Source organism: Bradyrhizobium sp. Ses1, assembly GCF_059512365.1.
Genome location: NZ_JCAMOQ010000013.1, coordinates 85,905 through 110,108, shown reverse-complemented (window position 1 = coordinate 110,108; position 24,204 = coordinate 85,905). Strand labels below are relative to the sequence as shown.

21 protein-coding genes and 1 pseudogene are annotated in these 24,204 nt (G+C 62.6%); 9 read left to right on the top strand and 13 right to left on the bottom strand.

From position 1 onward, the window contains the following. Window positions 1–151: 151 nt before the first annotated feature. The 7 genes from AC5ZG5_RS17670 to AC5ZG5_RS17640 form a co-directional block, all read right to left on the bottom strand. On the bottom strand, window positions 152–649 hold the full coding sequence (locus tag AC5ZG5_RS17670) for a cytochrome c-type biogenesis protein (RefSeq protein WP_456645064.1): 498 nt from the start codon (window positions 647–649) through the stop codon (window positions 152–154). Continuing rightward, the gene (locus AC5ZG5_RS17665; protein WP_456645065.1) at window positions 649–2,631 is read right to left on the bottom strand and encodes a heme lyase CcmF/NrfE family subunit; all 1,983 of its coding nucleotides are present in this window, start codon (window positions 2,629–2,631) and stop codon (window positions 649–651) included. Before AC5ZG5_RS17665 ends, AC5ZG5_RS17670 begins: the two co-directional genes overlap by 1 nt. Further along, on the bottom strand, window positions 2,628–3,116 hold the full coding sequence (ccmE, locus tag AC5ZG5_RS17660) for a cytochrome c maturation protein CcmE (protein WP_130227469.1): 489 nt from the start codon (window positions 3,114–3,116) through the stop codon (window positions 2,628–2,630). Before ccmE ends, AC5ZG5_RS17665 begins: the two co-directional genes overlap by 4 nt. 29 nt (window positions 3,117–3,145) lie before the next feature. Beyond that, entirely contained in the window at window positions 3,146–4,252 is a 1,107-nt protein-coding gene (gene ccmI, locus AC5ZG5_RS17655) for a c-type cytochrome biogenesis protein CcmI (RefSeq protein WP_456645066.1), read from the bottom strand. A gap of 197 nt (window positions 4,253–4,449) precedes the next feature. Next, the gene (locus tag AC5ZG5_RS17650) at window positions 4,450–5,853 is read right to left on the bottom strand and encodes a hypothetical protein (RefSeq protein WP_456645067.1); all 1,404 of its coding nucleotides are present in this window, start codon (window positions 5,851–5,853) and stop codon (window positions 4,450–4,452) included. Between the two features lie 126 nt (window positions 5,854–5,979). Further along, complete coding sequence (locus AC5ZG5_RS17645; protein WP_456645068.1) at window positions 5,980–7,353, bottom strand: ATP-binding protein; 1,374 nt, start codon at window positions 7,351–7,353, stop codon at window positions 5,980–5,982. 116 nt (window positions 7,354–7,469) lie between these two features. After that, on the bottom strand, window positions 7,470–8,141 hold the full coding sequence (locus AC5ZG5_RS17640) for a response regulator transcription factor (RefSeq protein ID WP_456645069.1): 672 nt from the start codon (window positions 8,139–8,141) through the stop codon (window positions 7,470–7,472). Window positions 8,142–8,376: 235 nt separating this feature from the next. On the opposite strand from AC5ZG5_RS17640, the gene AC5ZG5_RS17635 reads away from it, so the two are divergent. From AC5ZG5_RS17635 to gmd, 5 genes are all read left to right on the top strand, one after another. Continuing rightward, window positions 8,377–8,778 carry a VanZ family protein gene (locus tag AC5ZG5_RS17635; RefSeq protein WP_456645070.1) on the top strand — a complete coding sequence of 134 codons (402 nt, stop codon included), beginning with the start codon at window positions 8,377–8,379 and terminating at the stop codon, window positions 8,776–8,778. 161 nt (window positions 8,779–8,939) lie between these two features. Further along, on the top strand, window positions 8,940–9,149 hold the full coding sequence (locus tag AC5ZG5_RS17630) for a hypothetical protein (RefSeq protein ID WP_028167983.1): 210 nt from the start codon (window positions 8,940–8,942) through the stop codon (window positions 9,147–9,149). Window positions 9,150–9,274: 125 nt separating this feature from the next. Continuing rightward, the gene (locus AC5ZG5_RS17625; RefSeq protein ID WP_496165455.1) at window positions 9,275–10,774 is read left to right on the top strand and encodes a phosphomannomutase/phosphoglucomutase; all 1,500 of its coding nucleotides are present in this window, start codon (window positions 9,275–9,277) and stop codon (window positions 10,772–10,774) included. Between the two features lie 352 nt (window positions 10,775–11,126). After that, on the top strand, window positions 11,127–12,131 hold the full coding sequence (gene galE / locus AC5ZG5_RS17620) for a UDP-glucose 4-epimerase GalE (protein WP_456642939.1): 1,005 nt from the start codon (window positions 11,127–11,129) through the stop codon (window positions 12,129–12,131). A gap of 260 nt (window positions 12,132–12,391) precedes the next feature. Continuing rightward, window positions 12,392–13,483, top strand: coding sequence for a GDP-mannose 4,6-dehydratase (gene gmd / locus AC5ZG5_RS17615; RefSeq protein WP_028168355.1), 1,092 nt, complete (start codon window positions 12,392–12,394; stop codon window positions 13,481–13,483). Window positions 13,484–13,556: 73 nt separating this feature from the next. Here gmd and AC5ZG5_RS17610 read toward each other — a convergent pair whose 3' ends face one another. After that, a complete protein-coding gene (locus AC5ZG5_RS17610; RefSeq protein ID WP_456642940.1) occupies window positions 13,557–14,876 on the bottom strand; it encodes a WcaI family glycosyltransferase in 1,320 nt (439 codons plus the stop codon). Between the two features lie 65 nt (window positions 14,877–14,941). Continuing rightward, a pseudogene (locus AC5ZG5_RS17605) lies at window positions 14,942–15,604 on the bottom strand (GDP-L-fucose synthase family protein); the annotation flags it as partial. A gap of 18 nt (window positions 15,605–15,622) precedes the next feature. Here AC5ZG5_RS17605 and AC5ZG5_RS17600 point away from each other — a divergent pair. Together AC5ZG5_RS17600 and AC5ZG5_RS17595 are read left to right on the top strand one after the other, a co-directional pair. Next, window positions 15,623–15,898 carry a hypothetical protein gene (locus AC5ZG5_RS17600; RefSeq protein ID WP_456642941.1) on the top strand — a complete coding sequence of 92 codons (276 nt, stop codon included), beginning with the start codon at window positions 15,623–15,625 and terminating at the stop codon, window positions 15,896–15,898. 195 nt (window positions 15,899–16,093) lie between these two features. Continuing rightward, complete coding sequence (locus AC5ZG5_RS17595) at window positions 16,094–17,278, top strand: hypothetical protein (RefSeq protein WP_456642942.1); 1,185 nt, start codon at window positions 16,094–16,096, stop codon at window positions 17,276–17,278. 7 nt (window positions 17,279–17,285) lie between these two features. Here the strand turns inward: AC5ZG5_RS17595 and AC5ZG5_RS17590 are convergent, their stop codons facing one another. After that, window positions 17,286–17,903, bottom strand: coding sequence for a transglutaminase-like cysteine peptidase (locus AC5ZG5_RS17590; protein WP_028168376.1), 618 nt, complete (start codon window positions 17,901–17,903; stop codon window positions 17,286–17,288). Between the two features lie 268 nt (window positions 17,904–18,171). On the opposite strand from AC5ZG5_RS17590, the gene AC5ZG5_RS17585 reads away from it, so the two are divergent. Both AC5ZG5_RS17585 and AC5ZG5_RS17580 read left to right on the top strand, forming a co-directional pair. Further along, complete coding sequence (locus tag AC5ZG5_RS17585) at window positions 18,172–18,909, top strand: metallophosphoesterase family protein (protein ID WP_456642943.1); 738 nt, start codon at window positions 18,172–18,174, stop codon at window positions 18,907–18,909. Window positions 18,910–19,006: 97 nt separating this feature from the next. After that, entirely contained in the window at window positions 19,007–19,636 is a 630-nt protein-coding gene (locus AC5ZG5_RS17580) for a hypothetical protein (RefSeq protein WP_456643047.1), read from the top strand. A 1,474-nt stretch (window positions 19,637–21,110) separates the two neighbouring features. On the opposite strand, the gene AC5ZG5_RS17575 is transcribed toward AC5ZG5_RS17580, so the two are convergent. The 3 genes from AC5ZG5_RS17575 to AC5ZG5_RS17565 all read right to left on the bottom strand — a co-directional run bounded on the left by AC5ZG5_RS17575 (window position 21,111) and on the right by AC5ZG5_RS17565 (window position 24,128). Next, complete coding sequence (locus AC5ZG5_RS17575) at window positions 21,111–21,932, bottom strand: DUF2182 domain-containing protein (protein WP_028169089.1); 822 nt, start codon at window positions 21,930–21,932, stop codon at window positions 21,111–21,113. Window positions 21,933–21,981: 49 nt separating this feature from the next. Continuing rightward, a complete protein-coding gene (locus AC5ZG5_RS17570) occupies window positions 21,982–22,611 on the bottom strand; it encodes a DUF1326 domain-containing protein (protein WP_456642944.1) in 630 nt (209 codons plus the stop codon). Between the two features lie 140 nt (window positions 22,612–22,751). Further along, window positions 22,752–24,128 carry a SagB/ThcOx family dehydrogenase gene (locus AC5ZG5_RS17565; RefSeq protein WP_456642945.1) on the bottom strand — a complete coding sequence of 459 codons (1,377 nt, stop codon included), beginning with the start codon at window positions 24,126–24,128 and terminating at the stop codon, window positions 22,752–22,754. Between the last annotated feature and the right edge of the window lie 76 nt (window positions 24,129–24,204).

Genomic DNA, 24,204 nt, shown 5'->3' with positions numbered 1-24,204 from the left:
TTGTGAACGTGATCCTCTCGGACAACCGGTACCCACTTTTCCGGATCATGCTCTGGAGGAAGGGCGAGGCAAAGTTCCACACAAAAGGTCAAGATTGGATGAATGCCGCAATTGATGCCGACGCCTATGGACCTACGTAACAGTACGTAGATCAGCCACGCCTTTCCGGCGCTTCCTCCGACATCAGCGCAGCCAGCCGGCTCTCCTCCTCAGGAGTGAGATGGGCGCCGGTTGTGGCGCCCGCCGGGGCAACTGGCCGGCGGCGGCCAAACAGCCAAAGCGCCACGCCGCCTCCGACCAGGACTAGCGGCGGGACCAGCCAGAGCAGCAGCGTATGCGGATTGAAGCGCGGCTTCAGCAGGACGAATTCACCGTAGCGCGCCACCAGGAAATCGATCACCTGCCGATCGCTGTCGCCGGCCGCGATCCGCTCGCGGACCAGGATGCGCAGGTCGCGCGCCAGCGGCGCCTCGGAATCGTCGATCGACTGGTTCTGGCACACCATGCAACGCAGTTCGCGCGACAGCTCCCGCGCCCGCGCTTCCTTGGCGGGATCGGCCATGATCTCGTCAGGCTGCACGGCGAACGCCGCCGGTGCGCCGAACGACACGGCGAACGCCAGCACACAAGCTGCAAGCGCCCTCCGCATCACTCCGCCGCCTGCAATGCGCGCGCGGCCTTGGCCGGCTTGGGCGCACCGACGCGCAGGCGCCGGTCGGACAGCGACAAGAAGCCGCCAAAGGCCATCAGCACCGGGCCGAACCAGATCAAGAGCACCATGGGCTTGTGATAGATGCGCACCGCGATGCCGCCGTCGGCGGCGATATCGCCGAGCGAGATATAGAGCTGGCTCACCCCGCGCGTCAGCAGCGCGGCCTCGGTGGTGGACGCACCGCGCGTGGTGAAATTGCGCTTCGACGGCGTCATGACGCTGAGCGTCTTGCCGTCGAGGCCGACCGTGAACCTCGCCACCATCTCGCGGAAATTCGGTCCCTGGCGCTGGCCGATATCGTCGAGCTTCAATTCGTAGCCGGCGACTTTCGCGGAGTCGCCCGGCTTCATGGTGCCGATATATTCGCTGTTCCAGGTGGTCTCGCAGACGATCCCGATCAGGGCGATACCGACGCCGGCATGGGCGAACGCCGTGCCCCACACCGCCCGCGGCAGGCCGCGCGCCCGCTGCACGGAGGTGCCGAACGGAAGCCGGAACAGCCCGATACGCTCGGCGAGGTCGGTGAGCGCCCCAGCGACGACGAATACCGCAAGCCCGATCGCGAGCGGCGCGAAGCTGGCACCGCCGCGCGTCCAGGCCCACAGCACCGCGATCGCAATCAGCGCGACGATCCCGGCCGCGGTCAGGCGCTGAGCGGCGCCAAGCAGGTCGCCGCGCTTCCAGGCCAGCAAGGGGCCGAACGGCACGGCGATCATCAATGGCACGAACAGCGGCCCGAAGGTCAGGTTGAAGAACGGCGCGCCGACCGAGATCTTGTCGCCGGTCAGGACCTCGAGCGCCAGCGGATAGAGCGTGCCGATGAACACCGTCGCGCAGGCCGTGGTCAGGAACAGGTTGTTGAGCACCAGCGCGCCCTCGCGCGAGATCGGCGCGAACAGGCCGCCCTGCTTCAACGATGCGGCCCGGGCCGCATAGAGCGACAGGCTGCCGCCGATGAAGAGGCAGAGGATCAAGAGGATGAACACCCCGCGCGTCGGATCGGTCGCAAAGGCGTGCACCGAAGTCAGGACGCCGGAGCGCACCAGGAAGGTACCGAGCAAGGACAGCGAGAAGGTCAGGATCGACAGCAGGATAGTCCAGACCTTCAGCGCGTTGCGCTTCTCCATCACGACCGCCGAATGCAACAGCGCCGTGCCGGCGAGCCAGGGCATCAGCGAGGCGTTCTCGACGGGATCCCAGAACCACCAGCCGCCCCAACCGAGCTCGTAATAGGCCCAGTACGAGCCCATCGCGATGCCGAGCGTAAGGAAGATCCAGGCCAGCAGCGTCCACGGCCGCACCCAGCGCGCCCAGGCGGCATCGATGCGGCCCTCGATCAGGGCGGCGACCGCGAAGGAGAACGAGATCGAGAAGCCGACATAGCCGAGATAGAGCATCGGCGGATGCACGGCGAGGCCGATATCCTGCAGCACCGGGTTCAGATCCCTGCCCTCGATCGGCGGATTGGCAATGCGCAGGAACGGATTCGAGGTGAGCAGGATGAAGAGATAGAAGGCGCTTGCGATCCAGGCCTGCACCGCGAGCACATGCGCGCGCAGGGTCAGCGGCAGGTTGTTGCCGAAGGCGGCGACGAGGCCGCCGAACAGCGCCAGGATCGACACCCAGAGCAGCATCGATCCCTCGTGGTTACCCCAGACGCCGGTGATCTTGTAGATCAGCGGCTTCATCGAGTGCGAGTTCTCGAACACGTTGACGACGGAGAAATCCGAGGTCACGTGCAGCATCACCAGCGCGGTGAACGAGGCACCCGCGAACAGGAGCTGCGCGAGCGCGGTGGAGCGCGCGACGTTCATCAGCGCGACATCGCCCCAGCGCGCGCCGAGCATCGGCACAATCGACTGGATCAGCGCCAGCCCAAGCGCCAGCACCAGCGCGTAATGTCCGGCTTCCGCGATCAACGCATCGCCCCCTGCACCGGCTGCGGCTCGGCCGAGGCGCTGGGCTTGCCGTAATCGTCCTTCCAGTGGCCCTGCTTCTTCAGGGCGTCGGCGACCTCCTTGGGCATGTAGGTCTCGTCATGCTTTGCGAGCACGGTGTCGGCGCGGAACACACCGGATTGATCCAGCGCGCCCTCGGCGACGACGCCCTGCCCTTCGCGGAACAGGTCCGGCAGGATTCCCTTGTAGGCGACCGGCAGCGTGGCGCTGCCGTCGGCCACCTCAAACGTCACCGCGAGGTTGTCGCCGCGTTTGAGCGAGCCGGGCTGCACCAGCCCACCGAGGCGGAACCGCTTCCCGGCGGAGATATGCTTTTCCGCAACCATCGAGGGCGTGGAGAAGAACACGATGGAATCGCGCAAGGCGCTGAGCACCAGCGCGGCCGCCACCGCGAGCACCGCCAGCGAACCGCCGATCATCACCAAGCGCCGCTGCTTACGCGTCATGGTTCCCTATGGTCCTGTCTGTGCGCATGTCATCCATCCAGCCCGAGATTCTTCAGGCCTTCATTGAGCTGGCGCAAGCGTTCGGCATCATTGGCAACCGCCTGGCGGGCATCGGTGAGCGCGGCAACCGCCTTGTCGCGCTCTCCCATCACCATATAGGCGCGCACCAGCCGCAGCCATCCCTCGACATCGTTACCGTCCTGCTTCAGGCGCGTGGCGAGCCGGTCGACCATGCCACGGATCATCGCGGAGCGGTCGTCCGTGCTCATGTCCTTGGCCGCGGCCATGGTCTCGTCTGACAGCGCGGGCGCGACGACACCGCCGCCGACCCGCGTCAGCGAGGCCTGCACCAGCGATCGCCACGGCGCATCCGCCGGCGCCTTGGCGAGCATCGCGCGCCAGATCGAGGCTGCGTCGTCCTTGCGGCCGTCCTGCTCGGCGGCGAGCCCGAGGAAGTAGTTCGCCTTGGGATCGTCGGCGTTTTGCGCCACGGCGCGCTCGAATTCGGCCTTGGCCTCCGCGGTGACGACGCCTCCGGCCACACCGGTCAGCGCCTCGCCAAGATCGGCGCGGCGTTCCGAACTGTCGCCGTTATAGGTGATCGAATTGCGATAGGCGCGCACCGCGTCGTCGTAACGGCCGAGCCTGGAGAGCACCGGCGCCAGCACGTTCCAGCCGCGGCCATCGGTCGGATTCTTCTCGAGATGCGCCTCCACCTGCGCCACCAGATTGGCGAGCGGCTGATTGACGTCTGCCATGCGGCTGCGCGCGGCGAGCGGAAAATCGCCGAGCTGTGGCGAGCCCAGCGCAAGATAGAACGCCGCCGCCATCACCGGCAGTCCGACCAGCGCCGCCACGGCGGCCGACCGCCGCAGCGGCAGGTTGGCTTTTGGCGCCGCCGCAGCCTCGCCGTCCACGGCGGCAAGCAAGCGTCGGCCGATCTCGACCCGCGCCGCCTCGGCTTCCGACGCTCCGATCAAGCCCGAAGCAAGATCGCGCTCGATCTCGGCGAGCTGGTCCTTGTAAACATTGGCCTCGCTGCCGCCTGATGTCGCAGGCGTCGCGCGACCAAGCGGCCAAAGCACGGCGAAGATCGCCGCGACCGTCATCAGCGCGAACACAAACCACAGTGTCATCAACGAGTTCCCGGGCGAACGGCACCGAAAGCTGGTACCGATGTGCCGCTTTACACCACCGGCGGGAAGCGGAGCAATTGACAATTGCTGGATCGGAACCGCCCTCCGTAACCAACCGGAGGGAGAAATTGCGGGAGCAACCGAATTTTCGCGCGACCCCGATATCGAATCGCAGAAGGAAAACCGTAAAATGACGATCAGCCAGCGCGGGACGATTTGCGCTCGCCGGTCATCGCGTTCTCCGCGGCGCGGTTCATCAGCGAAGCGTAGTCGTGGCCGAACAGGACCTCGCAGAAGCGGATCGCTGCGCTGGCCTGCTGCTGCCGATAGCCCCGCACCCTGTGGTCGCCGGCGCGCAAGGACTGCACCAGCGCCTCCGTGGACTGCTCGACATATTGCTGCAGGTCGGAATAGGTCCGCAGCGTCACCTCGTTGATCGCAAGCTCGCTCGCATAGGTGCGGCACACCGCGACGAAATCGATGAGGGCGGCGACCTCCTCGACTTCGGTCGTGTCGATCATGGCGGCGGCGGAGATATCCTTGTCCGGGCGCTGGCGCAGAATGCGGCGGACCCGGCCGGGAACGCTGTCGATCTCCGATTGCATTGAATTGGAGATATCGGCCCGGATCGAGGCCAACTGCCTGCCCCAGGTGGATTCGTTGCGCAGGTCGAGCTCCGTACGCAGGCCGCGCACTCCATCATGCAGCGTCTTCAATTGATCCCCGACATTGTCGAGATGACCGCGCCGGATATCGCTGCGCAGGCTGGCTGCGAGATAGGAGAGATCGTGCAAGGCGATCGTGACGGCAACGCCATAGGGCGTGGCGGCGACGCGGATCTCGTCGTCGGAAGCCGCCATCTTGATCGCGAGGCGGATGATCTGCCAGGGCGCGACCAGGCGCTGCATCACCAGCGACAGCGCGAAGGGTAGCAATTGCGGCGTCTGCAGCGAGGGGACGTTGAGCGCGGCGGTGACAGAGGCGATCTGGGTGTCGCCGAACATCCGGAGCTGGCTCGGAAGCCGGCTGCCGAGCGTCTCCAGTGCCTCGCGCGCGCGCAGCACCAGCCCGATCGACACCAGGTCTTCGACCACATTGGGCGGGCCGACGCGCGACAGCGCCCGCTGTTTGTCATCACCGGGCACTGGCGTCGCGACCTTGACGATCGCCTCCGCTGCGGCGACCTGATATTTGCGGGCTGCGGCCTCGGCGGCCGAAGTTGCACCGCTGTCGTGCGCCTTCACAAGCGCGGTCTCGAATTCGCGGGTCGCATCAGGGGCGCCCTCGCGGCCGAGCCACTGCCATATCGGCAGCAGCGAGGTGCGGCGGACCTGTCCCGGCCGGATCGGGAAATTGCCTTCGGCGAGGAACGGCTCGAGCGGACGGAACAATAGGCGCGCCGGATCATCGCCCCGGGGGCGCGTCTCCTCCTCCTCGGCCCGGCGCACGATCTTGCGCAACTGCTCGAGCACCAGGGTGGCGACGCTGACGTCCTCGCCGCGCTCCACTGCGCGCTCGAACTCGCGCATCAGCAGCGCCTGCGATTGCGGCGGAAGCTGCGCGAGATAATCCCTCAGCCGCTCGGTTGGTGTCTGGCTCATGGGCCTGGGGTGATTGAATGCTCGTGATGGCGACGCAGGAAGGCATCGGCTCGGCATGATAGGAGGGCGCGCGTTAAGAAGGCGTTTAGGAAATGATGCACGGTCCCTCGCCGTGCCTCTCGGCTGTCAAACTCCCGGCAATTCCAGTTCCGCCCGCAAGCCGCCGATCGGCGCATTGCGGAGTGACAGGCTGCCGCCGTAGAGGCCGGCGAGATCGGTGACGATTGAAAGCCCGAGTCCCGAGCCCGGCTTGGATTCGTCGAGCCGCTGGCCGCGCCGCGACACCTGGGCGCGCTCGGCGGCCGACAAGCCGCGCCCGTCGTCGTCGACGATAATATGCAGCCGCGGGCCGGCACCCGGCTCCGCCGGCGGCTCGACCAGGACCTCGATGAAGACCTGCGAGGCCGCCCATTTGCAGGCATTGTCGACGAGGTTGCCGGCCATCTCCTCGAGGTCCTGGCGCTCGCCGCGGAATTTCGCCGATGGGTCGGCCTTCAGCTCGATGGTGATGTCGCGGTCGCGGTGGATCTTTTCCATGGTTCGCCGCAGTGCCTCGAGCACCGGTGCCACTTCGGTGACGGTGGCGACGATGGTGACGCGCGCGGCGATGCGGGCGCGCTCCAGGTGATGCGTGACCTGGTCGCGCATCACTTCGGCCTGCTCCAGCACCTTGGCGGCAAAGGGATCGGGGGCATGCGTCGCGGCCTCGTTGACGATCACCGACAAGGGCGTCTTGACCGCGTGGGCGAGATTGCCGACATGGGTGCGCGCGCGCTCGACGATCTCGCGGTTGGCATCGATCAGCGCGTTGGTCTCGCGCGCGAGCGGCGCGATCTCCACCGGAAACTTGCCTTCAAGCCGTTCGGCGCGGCCGGAGCGGATATCGGCGATCGCCTCCGAAATGCGCTTGAGCGGCGCCAGGCCGAAACGGACCTGGAAGATCGTGGTCAGCAACAGCACGATGCCAAGCGAGGTGAAGGTGCCGCCGAGGTAGTAGTCGAAGCTGCGCGTCTCGTCGAATATCTCGCTGGCGTCGCCGGCGACGCCGACCAGGAACCTGCCGTCGCTGCCAAGATCGACCGGACGCTCGACCATGCGCAGCGTCTGTCCCTCGGGGCCATCGACATAGCCGATGCGAATGCCGGCGGCGGTCAGCTCGAAGCCCTGATCCTCCAGTTTCGGCAACTTCTTGTCCCACAGCGACCGCGAGGCGCGCGTCTCGCCCTTTTCCACGTCGGTGCGCAGGATCTGCCAGTACCAGCCGGACAGCGGCAGTTCGAACAGCGGCTCGCCGAGCTGGAACTGGTGGTCCGCCGGCTCATCAGGCGTGGCGACCTCGGCGATCAGGGTGCGGAGATAAAGGTTGAGGCGACGGTCGAAGGCACGCTCCGTCGCATCACGATACACCGAGGACAGGATGAAGCCGGTGATCGCCAGGATTACCACCAGCCATGCGGTCGCCGACAGGAACAGGCGGGTGGCGAGCGAGCTTCCACGCATCAGAGCAGGATCCCGAAAAGGCTGGCCCCGCATTTGATGCGAGGTGGGCACCGGTTTTCGGATAAGATCATGCTGCGATCAAAAAGTAAGCCCGGCGACCAGCGGCGCCGGGGCGGTTACGCGCCGTTCGGCGGCGGCGTCAGCAGATAGCCGAGGCCGCGGACGGTCTGGATGATGTCGACGTCGAGTTTCTTGCGGATGCGTCCGACGAACACTTCGATGGTATTGGAGTCGCGGTCGAAGTCCTGGTCGTAGAGATGCTCGACCAGCTCGGTGCGCGATACCACGCGCCCGGTGTGGTGCATCAGATAGGCCAGCAGCCGGTATTCATGCGAGGTCATCTTCACCGGGTTGCCGGAGACGCTGACGCGGCCGGTGCGGGTATCCAGTGTCACCGGGCCGCAGGTCAATTCGGACTGGGCGTGGCCAGTGGAGCGGCGCAGCAGCGCCCGGATCCGCGCCAAGATCTCTTCCATATGAAAGGGCTTTGCGACGTAGTCGTCGGCGCCGGCGTCGAAGCCTTGCACCTTGTCGCTCCAGCGGTCGCGCGCGGTCAGGATCAGGACCGGCATGACGCGGCCGTTGCGTCGCCAGGCTTCCAGCACCGAGATGCCGTCCATCTTCGGCAGGCCGATGTCGAGGACGACGGCGTCGTAGGGCTCGCTGTCGCCGAGATAATGCCCCTCCTCGCCATCGAAAGCACGATCGACCACATAACCGGCATCCGTCAGCGCGGTCGTAAGCTGACGATTGAGATCCGGATCATCCTCAACGACGAGTAGGCGCAATTTGGCCTCCGATGGCGAGTCGCAGCTTAGCTAAGATGAGACCCACCGGCGTGAACGGGCTATGAACAAGATGAACGGTGTCATGTTACTTTTTGTTCATTTCCGCGGCTTGATAGCAGATTTGGACCGGCTGAACAGCCGCCGGGTTAACGATATCGACTGATAGCGCTGCCATGCGTGCGGCGACGATCGTGCGTGGGTTGAGCTCGGCCCCGTTTTTGCTTAGCAACAACCTATGAATCAACGACTGTCCCTGGGCGCCGCCTGGCTGGTGCTCGCCTTCATCGCCTTCGCGACGCTTTCCCCGCTTCAAGACCGCCCTGTCGTCGCAGGTCCCCAGTTCGAGCATTTCACAGCGTTCGCGCTGATGGGATTTGCATTCGTGCGGGCCTATCCCAACCGGCTGCTCTTGATCATCGCCGTCGTCATCGGCACCGCGTTCGCGCTGGAGGCCCTGCAACTGCTGACGCCGGATCGGCACGGCCGTCTGCTCGACGCGCTGGTCAAGGCTGGCGGCGGGCTCTCCGGGATTGCCATCGGCCATTTCGCGGAATTGCTACTGCGCGGCCCACTCAACCGCTTCAAGGCAATACGCCCCGAGGGTGCGCAGGAACCGCCGTCGGCGCTGCAGCCTTAGCGACAAACGCAGAGCGTTTGCGCTGACCGCTTAGGGTTAAAACAGACGTCACATTGAAATGCCACGATCATCCGAATAACCTCAGCCGCACGGCGATGCATTGCTGGCATGAGGCTTGCTTCGTCGACAATTTGTAGCGTCCGGGTGGATTGAATTTCGAAATGAGTTTTCAGCTCGTATGCATTGAATGCGACAGCATCGGCGTGGTGATCGACGATGGTGAACTCGCCCCGCCCTCCGCGATCGTCAAATGCAGCCATTGCTCGGCCGCGCGCGGCACGCTCGGCGAATTGCGCAGCTTGGCGCTGTCAGACCGGCGCGACTTGTTCGATGTCGGCTTGGGCATCGGCACGACGGGCGCGGCGATCTAGCTGAGGCGTTTCTATTTCCGCGATGAAGGACCGCGTGGGTCGCGCTCAGCGCGTCGTGCTATCGCGATGATCCTGTCTCGATTTGATCTCCCGAACAACCGACTGTCTCTTAGAAAGACGACTGCATGTTTCCAAGACCAAAACCGGTACTCCTCCCGAACACCTACGCCTTCGAATCCGAGCCGATGGTGAAGCCGACCGGGTTTCGCGAATATGACGCGCGCTGGCTGTTCGGCAAGGAAATCAATCTGATGGGCGTGCAGGCGCTGGGCATGGGGCTCGGCGCGCTGATCGCGGAACTCGGGGTCAAGCCGGAGATCGTCACCGGGCACGATTTCCGCGGCTATTCCGCCGCGATCAAATACGCGTTGATCTCCGGCCTGATGGCCGCGGGCTGCAAGGTGCACGACATCGGGCTCGCGGTGACGCCGATGGCCTATTTCGCGCAGTTCGACCTCGACGTGCCCTGCGTCGCGATGGTCACCGCCTCGCACAACGACAATGGCTGGACCGGGGTCAAGATGGGCGCGAACCGCCCGCTGACCTTCGGGCCCGACGAGATGACGCGGCTGAAGGAGATCGTGCTCGGCGCCAGCTTCACCAGCAAGGCCGGCGGCGGCTACCAGTTCCACGAGAATTTCCCGGCGCGCTACATCGCCGACCTCACCAGCCGGCCGAAGCTTAAGCGCAAGCTCAAGGTGGTGGCGGCCTGCGGCAATGGCACCGCCGGCGCGTTCGCGCCGCAGGTCTTGGAGGCGATCGGCTGCGAGGTGATCCCGCTCGACACCGAGCTCGACCACACCTTCCCGAAATACAATCCGAACCCGGAAGACATGGAGATGCTGCACGCGATCCGCGACGCGGTCTTGCAGCACAAGGCCGATGTCGGCCTCGGCTTCGACGGCGACGGCGACCGCTGCGGCGTGGTCGACAACACCGGCGAGGAGATCTTCGCCGACAAGGTCGGCGTGATGCTGGCGCGCGACATGTCGGCGATCCACAAGGACGCGCAGTTCGTGGTCGACGTGAAGTCGACCGGGCTGTTCATCACCGATCCGGTGCTGCAGCAGCAAGGCGCCAAGACCGCGTATTGGAAGACCGGCCACTCCTACATGAAGCGCCGCACCAACGAGCTCGGCGCGCTCGCCGGCTTCGAGAAGTCCGGCCACTTCTTCTTCAACACACCGTTCGGCCGCGGCTATGACGACGGCCTGGTCTCGGCGATCGCGATCTGCGAGATGCTCGACCGCGCGCCCGGCAAGTCGATGGCCGACCTGAAGGACGCGCTGCCCAAGACCTGGTCGTCGCCGACGATGTCGCCGCATTGCGCCGATGAGGCCAAATACGGCGTGGTCGACGCCGTGGTGAAGCACTTTGAAGGCCTGCAACAGCAGGGCGCCAAGATCGGCGGCCAGGCGATCCGCGATCTCGTCACCGTCAACGGCGTGCGCGTCACGGTGGAGGACGGCAGCTGGGGCCTGGTGCGCGCCTCCTCCAACAAGCCGGAGCTCGTGGTGGTGGTCGAAAGCCCGGTCAGCGAGCAGCGCATGCGCGACATGTTCGAGACCGTGGATAGCGTGCTGCGCACGCATCCCGAGGTCGGCGAGTACAATCAGAAGATCTGATTGAGCTGTTCGCCATGCCCACCGTCGTCATGCCTCGCGCATGCGGGCATCCAGTACTCCGCGGCGACTCAATCGAAGACACCCCCTCTGGAATACTGGATCGTCCGCGTTCGCGGGCGATGACAGTGGAGTGACGACTTACGCGGCCGCTCCGCAGTCGGCCGCCATCCATCGGGAAGGCGCCCGGCAACGTCCTCGATGACCGAGCGAAATTCTTTCCGATCGATCTTGACATGCCGGCCTCTATCCCGCTGTCTACCCCTCGCATCGCACCTTTGCTTTCAACAGCTCTAGATTGTAGAGACTCTTTGCGCCAACGCTCCTTGAGAACCCAATCTAGCGGAGAATGACGATGATCCTTGTGACCGGCGGGGCCGGCTATATCGGCTCGCATGCTTGCGTGGCCTTGCTGGCTGCGGGCGAAGATGTCGTCGTATTCGACAATTTCTCCAACAGCAGTCCGATTGCCCTGCAGCGCGTCCAGCAGATTTGCGGCAAAGCGCTGATTGCGGTTGAAGGCGACATTCGCGACGAACGCGCGATCGAGCAGGTGCTGACGCAATACAACTGCACGGCCGTCATGCATTTTGCCGGTCTGAAATCCGTTCAGGATTCCGTTGCGCAGCCGCTCGAATATTACGATCAGAACGTTATCGGATCTCACCGGCTGCTGCGCGCGATGCAGCGGTCGGGCGTCAAGAACATCGTGTTCAGCTCATCGGCCACGGTCTACGGCACCCCGAAATTTCTGCCCTATACCGAAGACCATCCCCTCAATCCCGTGAACCCCTATGGGCGGACCAAGCTCATCATCGAGGACATGCTCCGCGACCAATATGTCAGCGACCCAAGCTGGAGGATCGCCATATTGCGCTATTTCAATCCAGTGGGGGCACACGAGAGTGGATTGATCGGCGAGGATCCTCGCGGCGTCCCCAATAATCTGGTCCCCTTCGTGGCTCAGGTTGCAATCGGACGACGCGAGCGATTGAACATATGGGGCGCCGACTACGACACGCCTGATGGAACAGGCGTTCGCGACTATATCCATGTCATGGACCTCGCGCTCGGACACCTGTCTGCGCTGAAGGCGTTGGACAGTCCGAAATGCTTTTCGGTCAATCTCGGAACGGGTACCGGCAGCAGCGTGCTCGAAGTCGTTCGCGCCTTCGAAAAAGCGAGTGGCCGGCCCATCCCATATGACATCAAGCCGCGTCGGGCGGGTGACATCGATGCCTACTACGCCGCCACGGAAACCGCGTCCCAACTGATAGGATGGAAAGCGGCCAGATCGCTCGAGACGATGTGCGCGGATCATTGGCGCTGGCAGAGCAACAACCCCAATGGATATTGCTGATCGTGACGATTGAAGACGCCGCTGCGCACGGTGATATCCCGTCCCGCGCGCAGGCCATGATCAAACATGGTTGCGGATTCTCATTGCGCGCAGCGCCGCCTTTTGAGGCAGAGCGCCTTATCGCGTGCTATTTTTACTAAGGGGCACACCTTCACGATTAATCCTGTTGGCCGATCGCGCAATAATTCTGCCAGAATATCTGTTCTGGCAGAATTATTGCGTTATGAAGCGGGCTGAAATTTCAGTGCGGGGGCTTATCCATGACGAAGAAACGAGCTTTAATCACCGGCGTTACCGGTCAGGACGGTGCCTATCTGGCAGAACTGCTCCTGGAAAAAGGATACGAGGTCCACGGCATCAAGCGCCGGGCTTCGCTTTTCAACACCGATCGAATTGACCACATTTATCTCGATCCCCACGAGGCCAATCCGCCATTCCGTTTGCATTATGGCGACCTCACGGACTCTTCCAGTCTGGTCCGTATCGTCGGCCAGGTCCAGCCGGACGAGATCTACAATCTCGCAGCGCAGAGCCATGTCGCCGTTTCATTCGAGGAACCCGAATACACCGCAAATTCCGACGCGCTGGGCACGCTGCGCCTGCTCGAGGCCATCCGCATTGTCGGCCTGGAGAACAAGACACGCTTCTACCAGGCTTCGACTTCCGAATTGTACGGGCTTGTGCAGGAAATCCCGCAGAAGGAGACGACGCCCTTTTACCCCCGCTCGCCCTACGCCGTCGCCAAGCTCTATGCGTACTGGATCACGGTCAACTACCGTGAAGCGTATGGAATGTACGCCTGCAACGGCATCCTGTTCAATCACGAGTCCCCGGTCCGCGGCGAGACATTCGTGACGCGCAAGATCACGCGGGCGCTGGCGCGGATCCATCTCGGGCTGCAGGACCGCCTCTACCTCGGCAACATGGACGCGCTACGCGACTGGGGTCACGCACGCGACTATGTTGAGATGCAGTGGATGATGCTGCAGCAGGACAAGCCGGATGACTTCGTGATCGCCACCGGCAAGCAGTATTCAGTGAGGGATTTCGTCAACCACGCCGCGGCCGAGATCGGAATCAAGGTCCGATGGGAAGGCAGCGGCGTTCACGAGAAAGGTTATGACGAGGCGACCGGCAAATGCATCGTTTCGGTGGACCCCCGCTATTTCCGGCCGTCGGAAGTCGCGACCCTGCTCGGCGATCCCTCCAAGGCAAAGCACAAGCTCGGCTGGGAGCCGAAGACCTCGTTCGAGGCGCTGGTCAAGGAAATGATGCAGGAAGATCTTGAATCCGCCAAGCGGGACGAACTGATCAAGCAGCACGGCTTCCGCTACTACGCGCGGCACGAATAGCCGCAGAGCGGGATCCGCTTGCGGCGATTGCTCGAGCGCATTGGTCATCCAACCGCTCGAGCGCTTGACCAGCTTATTTGCCCGTCAGACGCACCTGCTCCTTGACGGGAAGCAACAGCGCTTCCGGCTGGAGCTGCGTCCCACCGCTGCTGTGCGGCCTGGCGCCATCATCATCGATGGAGAGCATCTCCCTCAGCCACTGATAGATGATGCTCTCCCTGTTCCAACGTTCAAGCGCGCGCGTCCTGCCCTGCTTGCCCAGGACATTTCGAAGCGGCTCATCTTCGCCGAGCGTTCGGACAGCCTCCGCCAGCGCATTCGCATCACCCGGCGGGACGACCAAACCGGCGCCTTCCACTTCATCGGCCAGCCCGGTACCCGATCCCGCCATGGCGACGACCGGGCGCCCGGAGGAGAAGATGGCTCCGAGCTTGGAAGGCAGCACCAGATCTGCCGCCTCTGCCCGCTGCGGAATCAGGTGAATATCGGCGCTCGCCATCAACGCGGCAAAACGATCGTTGGGCTGCACGCCGAGAAAATGGATGTTGCCGCGCCCCTGTGACATCTCCAGGAGTCTCGGCTTGTGAGGCCCCTCTCCGGCGAGAATGAAATGAACGTTGGGGTGACTTTGTTCGAGAACAGAAGCCGCCTCCACGACGAGGTCGAGTCCCTGCTTATTCGACATCGTTCCCGAGTAGAGGGCGACGACGTCGTCTTCTCCAATCTCGAGCTCAGTCCGGAAATTGACCGTTGCGGGGCCCGGAGTGATTGCGCCGGTGTCGATCCAGTTTCGGACCTCCCTCACCTTCTCCTGCGGAATTCCCTTCTCTTTGAGACGTCGCAACATCTGCGGTGAGATTGTGGAGACGCGGTCGAAGGATTTCAGGATTCTCGCTTCCGCGCGCAGCATCAGCCGACGGAGCCTTTGGTTCTGCAAAAGACCGAGATCAAAGGCCGCGTCCACCTCAAAGTCCTGCACATGAAGCCAGGATTTCGCCCCGGTCAGGCGCGCGGCGGCGGCGACGAGGGCCGCTGATGTCAGCGACGGCGCCACCGAAAGCATGATGTCGGGTCGCCACGAGAGCGCCGTCCGCACCAGAGGGATCGCACTCGCCAATGCAAAAGACGCATGGTGAACGAGCCGCTTGGCCCCCGACGGACGAGCAGGCACGTAGATTGGCGTACGGATCACCTGCACGCCATTCAGCTTTCTCGACCGGAAATACCAGGATCTGAAGCCCCGAGGAATTCGCCACGCTGGATAATAAGGCGGTGCGGTGATCACTCGGACGTCGTGGCCTTCGGCCACGAGACTTTCGCAGAGCTCAGTGTTGTATTTCGCGACACCGACAAGATCGGGCGCGTAGTTGATGCCCACCAGAAGTATGCGCATTAAATGCAGACCAAAATCAAAGATGTTAAGTTTCTTAGTTTTTAGACGAGATACTGCACTCCCGTTCAGTTTGAAGCACTGGGACTAAGCGCGAGATTGCGGCCGTATCCGCGGAGAAAATCGGCGTAGGCCGCGGCCAGGCCGGCACGCATCGAAATCTGCGGGCGCCAACCGAGTTCGCGGATACGCGAGCTATCAAGCAGCTTGCGCGGGGTGCCGTTGGGCTTGCTGACGTCGAAGACGAATTTGCCCTGATAGCCGACGACCTCGGCGACCAGAGCCGCGAAATCGGCGATCGAGAGTTCGTCCCCGCTGCCGACATTGATCGGCATGTCCTGCGAATATCGCTTCAGAAGGAAGGCGCAGGCATCCGCCAGATCATCGACGTTGAGGAATTCGCGGAGCGGCGTGCCGGTGCCCCACACGGTAACCGTCGGCGCTCCCGCGAGCTTGGCTTCATGAAAGCGGCGGATCAGCGCCGCCGGAACGTGGCTGTGATCCGGATGATAATTGTCGCCCTTGCCATAGAGATTGGTCGGCATGGCCGAGATGAAATCATCGCCGTATTGACGGCGATAGGCTTGGCACATCTTGAGGCCGGCGATCTTGGCGATCGCGTACCACTCATTGGTAGGCTCAAGCGGGCCCGCCAGCAGTTGGTCCTCTCTGATCGGCTGCGCTGCGTGCTTGGGATAGATGCAGGACGACCCCAAAAACAATAGGCGCTGAAACAGGAGTGTGTGCGTATGGCTCAGGTTGCAATCTTCAGCTTTCTCTTTGGCGCCGTCTTCGGCTTGCGCTTCAAGGTGTTCGTGCTTCTGCCGCTGACGCTTGCGACCGGCGCAATCGCACTCCTGCTCGCTCCGATCCTGTCCTTGACGCTGGTCGAAAGCCTCACAGGCTTTGCGATCGGCTCACTCGCCCTCCACGGTGGCTATCTGTTCGGATCATTCACGCGCTTCGCCCTCGCGGCGGCGCGGGCGACGCGCGCTGTGGCTCGTCCGCTCAAGACCGCCCGCTGATCCCCCGCCGCGCTTGCGGATCCAATTGTCACGACCGCTTCTTTGAAATGAAGCCGACGGGAGATATGGTGGCGACTCGGTTCAGGCATTTTCCGAGCAGTCCGATTGTCCGTCGCTTTTTTCGCCCTCCTCTTCGCGCTCGTTTTCACCACCGTTCTTGAAACTTCCAACTCCGGCTTCGTCACCGAGCTCGGAATGGCCGCTGTAGGCGTGTGCCTGCTGGCGGCATCGATGAGCGTGAGCAAGGCGGATCGGGAGCATTTGCTGCGCGCGACGGCGAACCTGCGCTGGGTGTTGATCGCCATTCCGCTCTGCATTGGCGCGCAATTGATGCCAATCGGGTTGTCACTCGCTCATCCGATCTGGACCACTACGTATGATGCCCTGCAGGGAATCCCCTTCGGATACGTCACGGCCGACTTCAGCGGAACGCTCGGCGCATTCCTTCTGGCGCTCGCTTGCGTCGCGCTGATCGGGGTGACGATCGTCCTTAGCAGGGATCGGCGGCGGGCCGAGCTCGTCCTGCTCGTGTTGAGCACCCTGACAGCTCTCGTGGCCGAGCTGAAAATCGTCGATCATCGGCTGCAGGGAGCGAGCATCGGTCCGGATGGCTGGGATTTCGCGACCAGCTTGAGCGGCCTTGGCGTGGCGCTCAATCTCGCCGTCATGCAATTGGCCGCGGAGCGCGCCGAAACGCGTCACGCAATCATCCGTTCCGTTGCTATCGGCATGCTGGGGCTCGCGGGCCTGCTGATCAACGGCGCCGTCATCCTGGGATATTCCGACACCAACAGCGCGGTTGCCTGCGCGCTCGGCGTCGCGCTGTTTCTGCTCATCCTGGTCATTCGCAGGCTGGACCTGTCGGCCCTGGCTGCCAGCGCGATTTGCGTGGTCGCAGCCATTGGCGCGGCCCTCGTTCTGACCTGGATCTTCGAAAAAGGCTCTGGATCGCCGTTGCTGCGGCTTCTGCCGATCCAACCAGAACAAGCGCGCGCGGTCCTCGACCGCCTGCTTGCCGATACGCGCTGGTTCGGTGCCGGCGCCGGAGCCTTCCAGTCCATCGGCCGGATCTATCAATCCGGCGATGCAACGGCACCGCTTGCGGTCCCCTCCGCAGCCATCGCACTATTCGTGGAAACGGGCTGGATCGGCTTGGCACTCGCAATCGCGATCGTGCTTTCCCTGCTGACGCGCCTTATCTCAGGGGCGCTGCGGCGTGGCCGCGACTCCTTCTTTTCGGCGGCGGCGGCCGCCAGCCTTTGCTTCGCCGTTGTGCAGGGATTTGCCGGTCCCGGCCTGCTACGCACCGGGGCCATCGTCTGTCTTGCAGCGATCGTGGGGCTTGGCCTTTCGCAAAGCGTCAGCCAGGCCGCACGGTGAGCTGAGTTCAGGCGTTGCGATCGCCCAGGGATGCCCAATAGTTGGGGTTCTTGGGCATCTGGATCCGCACCCAGCGGTAGGGCTTGCGCGACCAGGGCGAGATGTTCTGGGTCAGATTGTCGAGGACCAGGTCGCCGCTGAACGTGCGCACGACGACGACCAGGTGATGCTCGCCCCAGGTCGTCACCACCTCGCTGAGCAGAACGGCACGGGCCGGCCACCCCCTTGCGATCAGCTCGTGGCGCTTGGTCACCGCATAGTCGTTGCAGTCCCCGCTTGCGGGATGCAGCAGCCATTTCTCGCCGGCCAGCCCCTCCAGATTGGCCTGTGGCCGAATCCCGGTGTTCACCGAATGGTTGACCTCCTTGAGATCGGCCCAACGCTCGGCGGTGAGCTTCAGCCGCCCGCCTCGGAACACCATGCGGCGCGGTTTGCACTCTCCGGCATATTTGAGGCAAAACATCGTGAACGCCATCGGCGGCAATGTCGGCGCATCGAACTTGATGTATTGGATAGCCCCCCGCAGCGCCATTGGCGTGCCGACAAAGCCGGCCTTCGCCCCGTGCTGCAGCCCGATCGTGAAGATGGCGGCGGCAACCGCCAATATCTTTGCAACTCCGCGCATTTTGCGCCCCCCGTTCTCGTTGCGGGGAAGCTACAAAAGACCTCTTGAGATACAGCTCATTCGCTGCGCAGCCCTTTAGTCAAAACCGAAGCAACTCTTTCTGAAACAATTAACGATATCGGTCCGAAATGGGCTCTGCTAAGAGCCGTGGCAGGGTTGATCGGCTCTAGCGTTTTCGAGCGAAACGGACGTCGGTTCGCGATGAAGAAAACGCGTCAAAACAAGAATCTGGAGCTTCAGCTCCGGAGGCAGGCGAGTTGGCTTAAGGATGGGTCTGACCCGACGCTTTCGCAAGAACATCAAGCCCCGGCTTCCCGATGGCGTCCGCGTCTATGCGATCGGAGATGTCCACGGACGCGCCGATCTTCTTCAATCGCTCTTAACCGTAATTGACGTTGATCTCGACCGTTCGGCGCCGGAGCGCGCCATCCAGGTCTTCCTTGGCGATTACGTCGATCGCGGGCCGCAATCGCGGGCCGTGCTCGATATCCTGATCCAGCGCAGCCAAAGTCACGAAACGGTTTGCCTCAAGGGGAACCACGAGGTCTTCCTGCTCGACGTCCTGAAGGACCCGGCCAAGCTCCAGGAGTGGCGCCATTACGGCGGCCTCGTGACGCTGATGTCCTATGGCGTGACGCCGACCATGAACCCGACGGCGGAACAGCAGGTCGAACTCATCGAAGGATTGAAGCGTGCCTTGCCGCCCGAGCACCTTGCGTTCATCGAGCAGTTGCCGACGTCGTTCACCTGCGGGGACTTCTTCTTCGTGCACGCCGGCGTTCGCCCCGGCGTTGCGCTCGACAAGCAGCAGGACCAGGATCTGCTCTGGATCAGGGAGGAGTTTCTCAATTCCGAGGAGCGTTTCGGCAAATATATCGTTCACGGACATACGCCCGTCAGCGCGCCGGACGTTCGGCCGAACCGCATCAACATCGATACGGGCGCATATGCGACCGGCAACTTGACGCTGCTGACGATACAGGGTGATAGTCTGCTCGCGATTTGAAGTTTCAATTGGGCTTTATCCGGCACCGACGAACGGTGCCCATCCACAAAGTCAGCCGATGAATCAAATGACCTGGCTCCGCGCGACGGGAACGTGCATGGCGGTGATACTGATCGCCTATGCCGCCTTCAGCTTCTGTGCGGACCTAAGTCGGTCGAAGCTTCGTGCAGACGACTTGTTGACGGGCAGACTTCACGGCGAGGCCGCGACGACAGGCTTTGCCTCCACCATCCTCGCCGCGCTGTTTCCATTCGACGGGGATTTTCTCGCTGATCATGCGATCGCGAAGGCAGCGCAGGTTCTGAATCAACCCGCACTCGATCCTGCCACTCGGGCGGAGGACAGTCAGGCCGCTCAGGGCGCCGTCGCGGCCGCGCTGAAAGTTTCGCCGATCAGGCCGGTGCTTTGGTTGACGCTTGCAACGTTGAAAGCGCGGACCGATGGCACCGCCCTTCCCGCGCTGAAGGCGTCCTATCTTACGGGACCAGTGTCGTCCGATGTGGCGTTCATGAGACTTCAGGCCGTCACGTCGAATTCGGCCGCATCGGATGAAGAGATCCGCCTGCTCGCCTTGTCGGATATTCGCACCGTGCTTTCGAACCGCTCCCGTTTCGAAGCCCCGCTCATCGCAGCCTATGTGCAGGCCACACCGCCCGGCAAAACCCTGCTGATGGAATCCGCGCAGGCCCTGGATCCGAAGTTCGGCAACCTGCTGCGGCGTTACTAGACTCGTGCAGGGTGCTCATTAACGCTGACATGTCGGCTTCTTGAGCAGAACCCATTTAGCTCGACCCGAGCCCTGCCGGGTGTGAGCCGGGTGACCCGTCAAGGACATTGGTCGAAGCAAGAACAGATGACCCAATTGCGATCCCGCAAGTCAGTCGCAACGGCGCTGAACGGGCGTTTAATGCACCGTTCAGTCAACATTCAAAACAGAGCTCTTAGTCTGCAGAAGCATTTGCCACAAAGGAGAAGGCACCAAAATGAAACGGCTTCTGATCATCGGACTTACCGGCTGTGCTTTTGCGCTTGCGCCAACTATGTCGGCGTCGGCTATGCCCGCAGCAACACCGTATACGCTGGGCGGAGCCGATGAGGCGGTCATTCAGGTCAGAGGCGGTCATGGGCATGGGCACGGGCATGGGTGGGGCCATTACGGCGGTCGCGGCCATCACTACGGTTGGCACCGGGGCCATCACTACGGTTGGCATAGGGGCCATCACCACGGTTGGTACCGCGGCCACCACCATGGCTGGCGGCATCATCACCATTGGCGATGACTTTCACCTCAGGCCTAAGAAAGGGGCTGCAGGAGTTGGCGGCCTCTTTCTCTCGCCCAGTATCTTGGGCGCAATAAACCGAATGCGCAGTTCGAATTCGTCCTCGATCTTCGCCGCGGCGTGTCCTTGTTGGTCAGTTGCATGCCCCGCAAATAGATATCCGGGCACGCCAACGCGCTTCGAAGGTGTCAGAGTCTTTCAGTGGCACCGCTTGTGCGTCTATTGAATCTCCAGCCTTCGCTATGAGGACGCCGCCAGCTTCTGGAGAACGCGGTGCGGCAGATGCCTCCTTGGGCCATGCGAGCAATGATTTCGAAAGCATGGGCTTGCCCGCATACCAGCATTTTCTTCCGTCGATGAGACGATAGGACCACCACTGCCCTCGCGGATTTGATGGCATCGCGGCGCTGCATTGTTGCGTTGCCTGTGCATTTGACATCCCGATCAACGGGAGCACAGAAATGCAAGCGGTCAAAGCTAACGATTGTAGCGGCTGTCTCATAAGCGCACCCAACCGCTTCGTTGCCGCAATCGGCTTGTGGCAACGATCAAGTCGGGGCGTTCGAGTATTCCAAGGATATGGACATCATCCTTGGGGTACGACCGAAAGTGTTCTTCCAAAATGAGCTGGGCTTCGCCAATTGCCTTCAATTGTTGATCAGTCATGGCTGGTTACTCATCAAACAAATAAATACCGGCGCTAACTACCGAACGGAGAAATCAAGCCATTTCTGGGAAATATCCTCGCTCTTCTTGGAGCATTCGATCAATTTTTGTTTCAAAATAGCGGGTTTTACCGCACGGATCGACCTGACGCGAAGCCCCTCTTTACGAAGAGACGGTTGTCCGCACATGGCCTGGCCAACGGCGGCGATCGGCGATTGGTGTGAGAAAGAATTAGTTTTAAGGTCGAGCTGCTCATCACTGCGGCAAGGACACCAGCAGCCAAGCGCCCGCGGCCACACATGCAATGCCGGCAGCACGCGCGATCCATCGTCCGACCGGCGTGAGTTTCTCCAAAAGGACAAGCAGTGCCAGGAGCGCAATCCAAAGCACGTTCATCACCCCGCCTACGAACAACAGCGCCATCAAGACCCAGCAGCAGCCGACACAATAACCTCCGTGCCGAAGCCCCAGCAGCAGGCAGCCTCGCGGGTCGTCGCGAAAGCCGCCGTGGCGCATCAGGAACAGAAACGGCGACTGGCATTGAGCAAGACAGACGTCCTTGAGCGGTGTCCATTGATAGACCCCCGCCGCGATCAGCACGATTGCGCCGAAAAGGTTGCTGGCGATCACCATCCGGGAATCCAGCAGGGCTATCCGCTCGATCACCCATTGGAGAAAGGTTGCTGCCAGCGAAAAGCCGCTCCAGGCGAGGAGATAGCCGGCCGCAAACCAACCGGTCGCGGCGAACGGCTTGCCCTGTGCTTTCCCCTGTCGGCCCACGCGGGCGTACATGAGGATCATGGGAGCTGCCGAGGGCGCCATCATTCCGACCATCATCACCGCCCACATCAGGAACACATACGCGAACTCGACCGCTCGCCATGGCTCGTTGGCCGGCAACATGATTCCGATCCCGGCCGGGATCATGCGGAAGCCGGTCATGTCCATGCCGCCCATGTCCATGTCGTTGGCGAGCCAGAGCACGTAGCCCCATGCCAGCGCGGCAATGATCCCGATCGCGCCGCCGACGATCCAGCGATCGCGCCGCAGCACGGTTTCCAGGCGGCTGTCGATCATTTGCGAGGAGTGCGTCCGGTCTTGTCGAAGGGCCGTATCGGGCGCTGCATCACGGCTGGTTCGACCAGCTGATCGGCGCATAGAGGCCGTTCTTGCCGGAATTGTCCCAGCGCATGCCATGATCGGTGAACGTATTGCCGGAGGCGCCGACTGCCATCACCATCCTGTCGGGGCTGACCGGATGGCCGATGTTCGCCCACATTTCCCCGCTCGGATGCATGGTCGGCAACGGATCGACGGACATGTGCAGAATATCAGGGATTTCCGCGGACCGCGTCTTGCCGTCGATCCGGAATGTGATCGGGACTTTCTTCACCCCAAGGTTCTTGCTGATCAGCGGTGTGAACGCGGCCATAGGACCACCGGCGGCGCCGGTGAAGATCGCGGCCAGGGCCTCGGTCTGCTCATCGTCGGCGCGCTGATCGATATAGGCGGCCACCGACCAGTCTCCGTCTGCCATGACCCCAGGTGCGTGGAGGATAACCAGAACATTGAGTCCATCGAGCGCGATGTCGCCATAGCGGCCACTCTCGACGTGGAAGATCAGCGGTACATTACAAAAGCCCTCGGTCGGTCGCGAGGTCAACGGGGGAGCCGCTGACACAAGGCACGGACACACGAGGCTGCAACTGCAATTCTCGAAATAGTCACCGGAAAGGTGCCATGTGACGTCCGCCATCGCCCTCTCCCGATAGGCCGAACCCGACAGATTGCTTCCGAATGATCTACGTATGGTTGAAAATTACGCTGCGCGGAGAGGAACCGCAAGCCGATTCCACTCCCGGCTCAAGAAGGAGTTCGCTTCCTTCCACTGCCTCTCTAGCTTGCGGCCAGCGGTTTCCTGCCGCGTCCGAGTGCGAATTGGCCGACCGGGCTCTCGACATGAAATTCGAGCTCCGTCATTTTTGCAAACAGATCGATGTTGATCGTACCGATGGCGCAGCCGCCAAGTCCCATATCGGTTGCCGCCAGGTAGAACGTCTGGATCAGGGTGCCAACGTCCTTCAGGATCAGCGAATATGCGATCGAGCTGTATTTCCAGGAAATCCGCCCAAAGCGCGCGGCGATCGTGATCAGGACCTGCGGCGCACCGGCCGCGTCCATGGCAAACTCGGCCGCCGTCGAGAGCGCATGGAGTTGCTGGGCGGAGGCGCCGGTCGCGACCAGCACGTGGGCGCCGGCGTCGTAGTGGTAAAGTCCGCGTGCGAGCCCCTCGCAGTTCGAGACAGCCAGGTACAATTCCAGTTCATAGGCGCTCCCCGCCGATGGATAGGGCCTTGTGCTGTAGGTGACTTCAGGATCGCCGCCAGAATTCGCATCGCTTTTCCATTCCGACAGCACGCGGGCTGTAGCGTCGAGAAACTGCGCGAGTTCGGCGAGCGTGATCGGATGCTCGTCGTCGAAATCCCGTATCGAACGACGTTCGCGCAACAGCTTCGCGAAGGGTGAGACCGGCGCCGAGGTGGAGAATTTGCGCAGGTCGATTGTCTTGCCGGGCCAAGGTGGACGCACCGCCGGCAGGGGTGCAACTGCGCCTGCATAGGCGAAGGTGCCGCCAACTGGATTGGCATGCCGGCCCTCTGTACTCCGCGTGTGAAACAGGAGATCGTGAAAGTCCCACAGAACGAGATTGCCGTCGCCTTCATTCAACCGAAGGCCGTCGCCGCTCTTCGCGTCGAGCTTGAGCAGGATCTGGCTGTCGAGCAGCAGTCCGAGCAGATCGAGGTTGAAGAAGGCCGCCTCGCGCCGAAGCTTGCTGATCTTTTGCGGTCGAGACAGTGCAGCGATCGTCGCGGCGATGGCGGGATCGCCGATCCGAAACAGCGCGCCGGCGCGCGGCGATTCCAGCACCATCTCATTGCCGCGCCGGCGCAGATAGGCAAAGCGCGACAACACGACGATGTCACGATCGCCCAGCTTTGCGCATTGCGGCCAGTATTCAGGGACCTGCGGCTCGATGACCACGAGGTCCTGCTCGTCACGCGGGGAGTACAGGCGGTATTCGACAAGCCCGTGCCGCGCCAGTCGATGCACCAGGACGTCGACTTCCCTGGCAACGGCGCTCTTGCCGGCAAAGGAAGCGAGCGGCAGGCCGGCAGCCAGATGTCCCGCGCGATCCATCGCGGCCGCGCTGAATGGTCCCAGACTGACCGAATAGTCTCCCAGGACGGCGACGATGCTTCCGTCCGCCTGCATCTGAAGGGAAAAACGACCGTTCAATCTGATAGCAATGACTGGCGCGATCTTCCTGGCTGGCTTTTTCCGGGGAGCG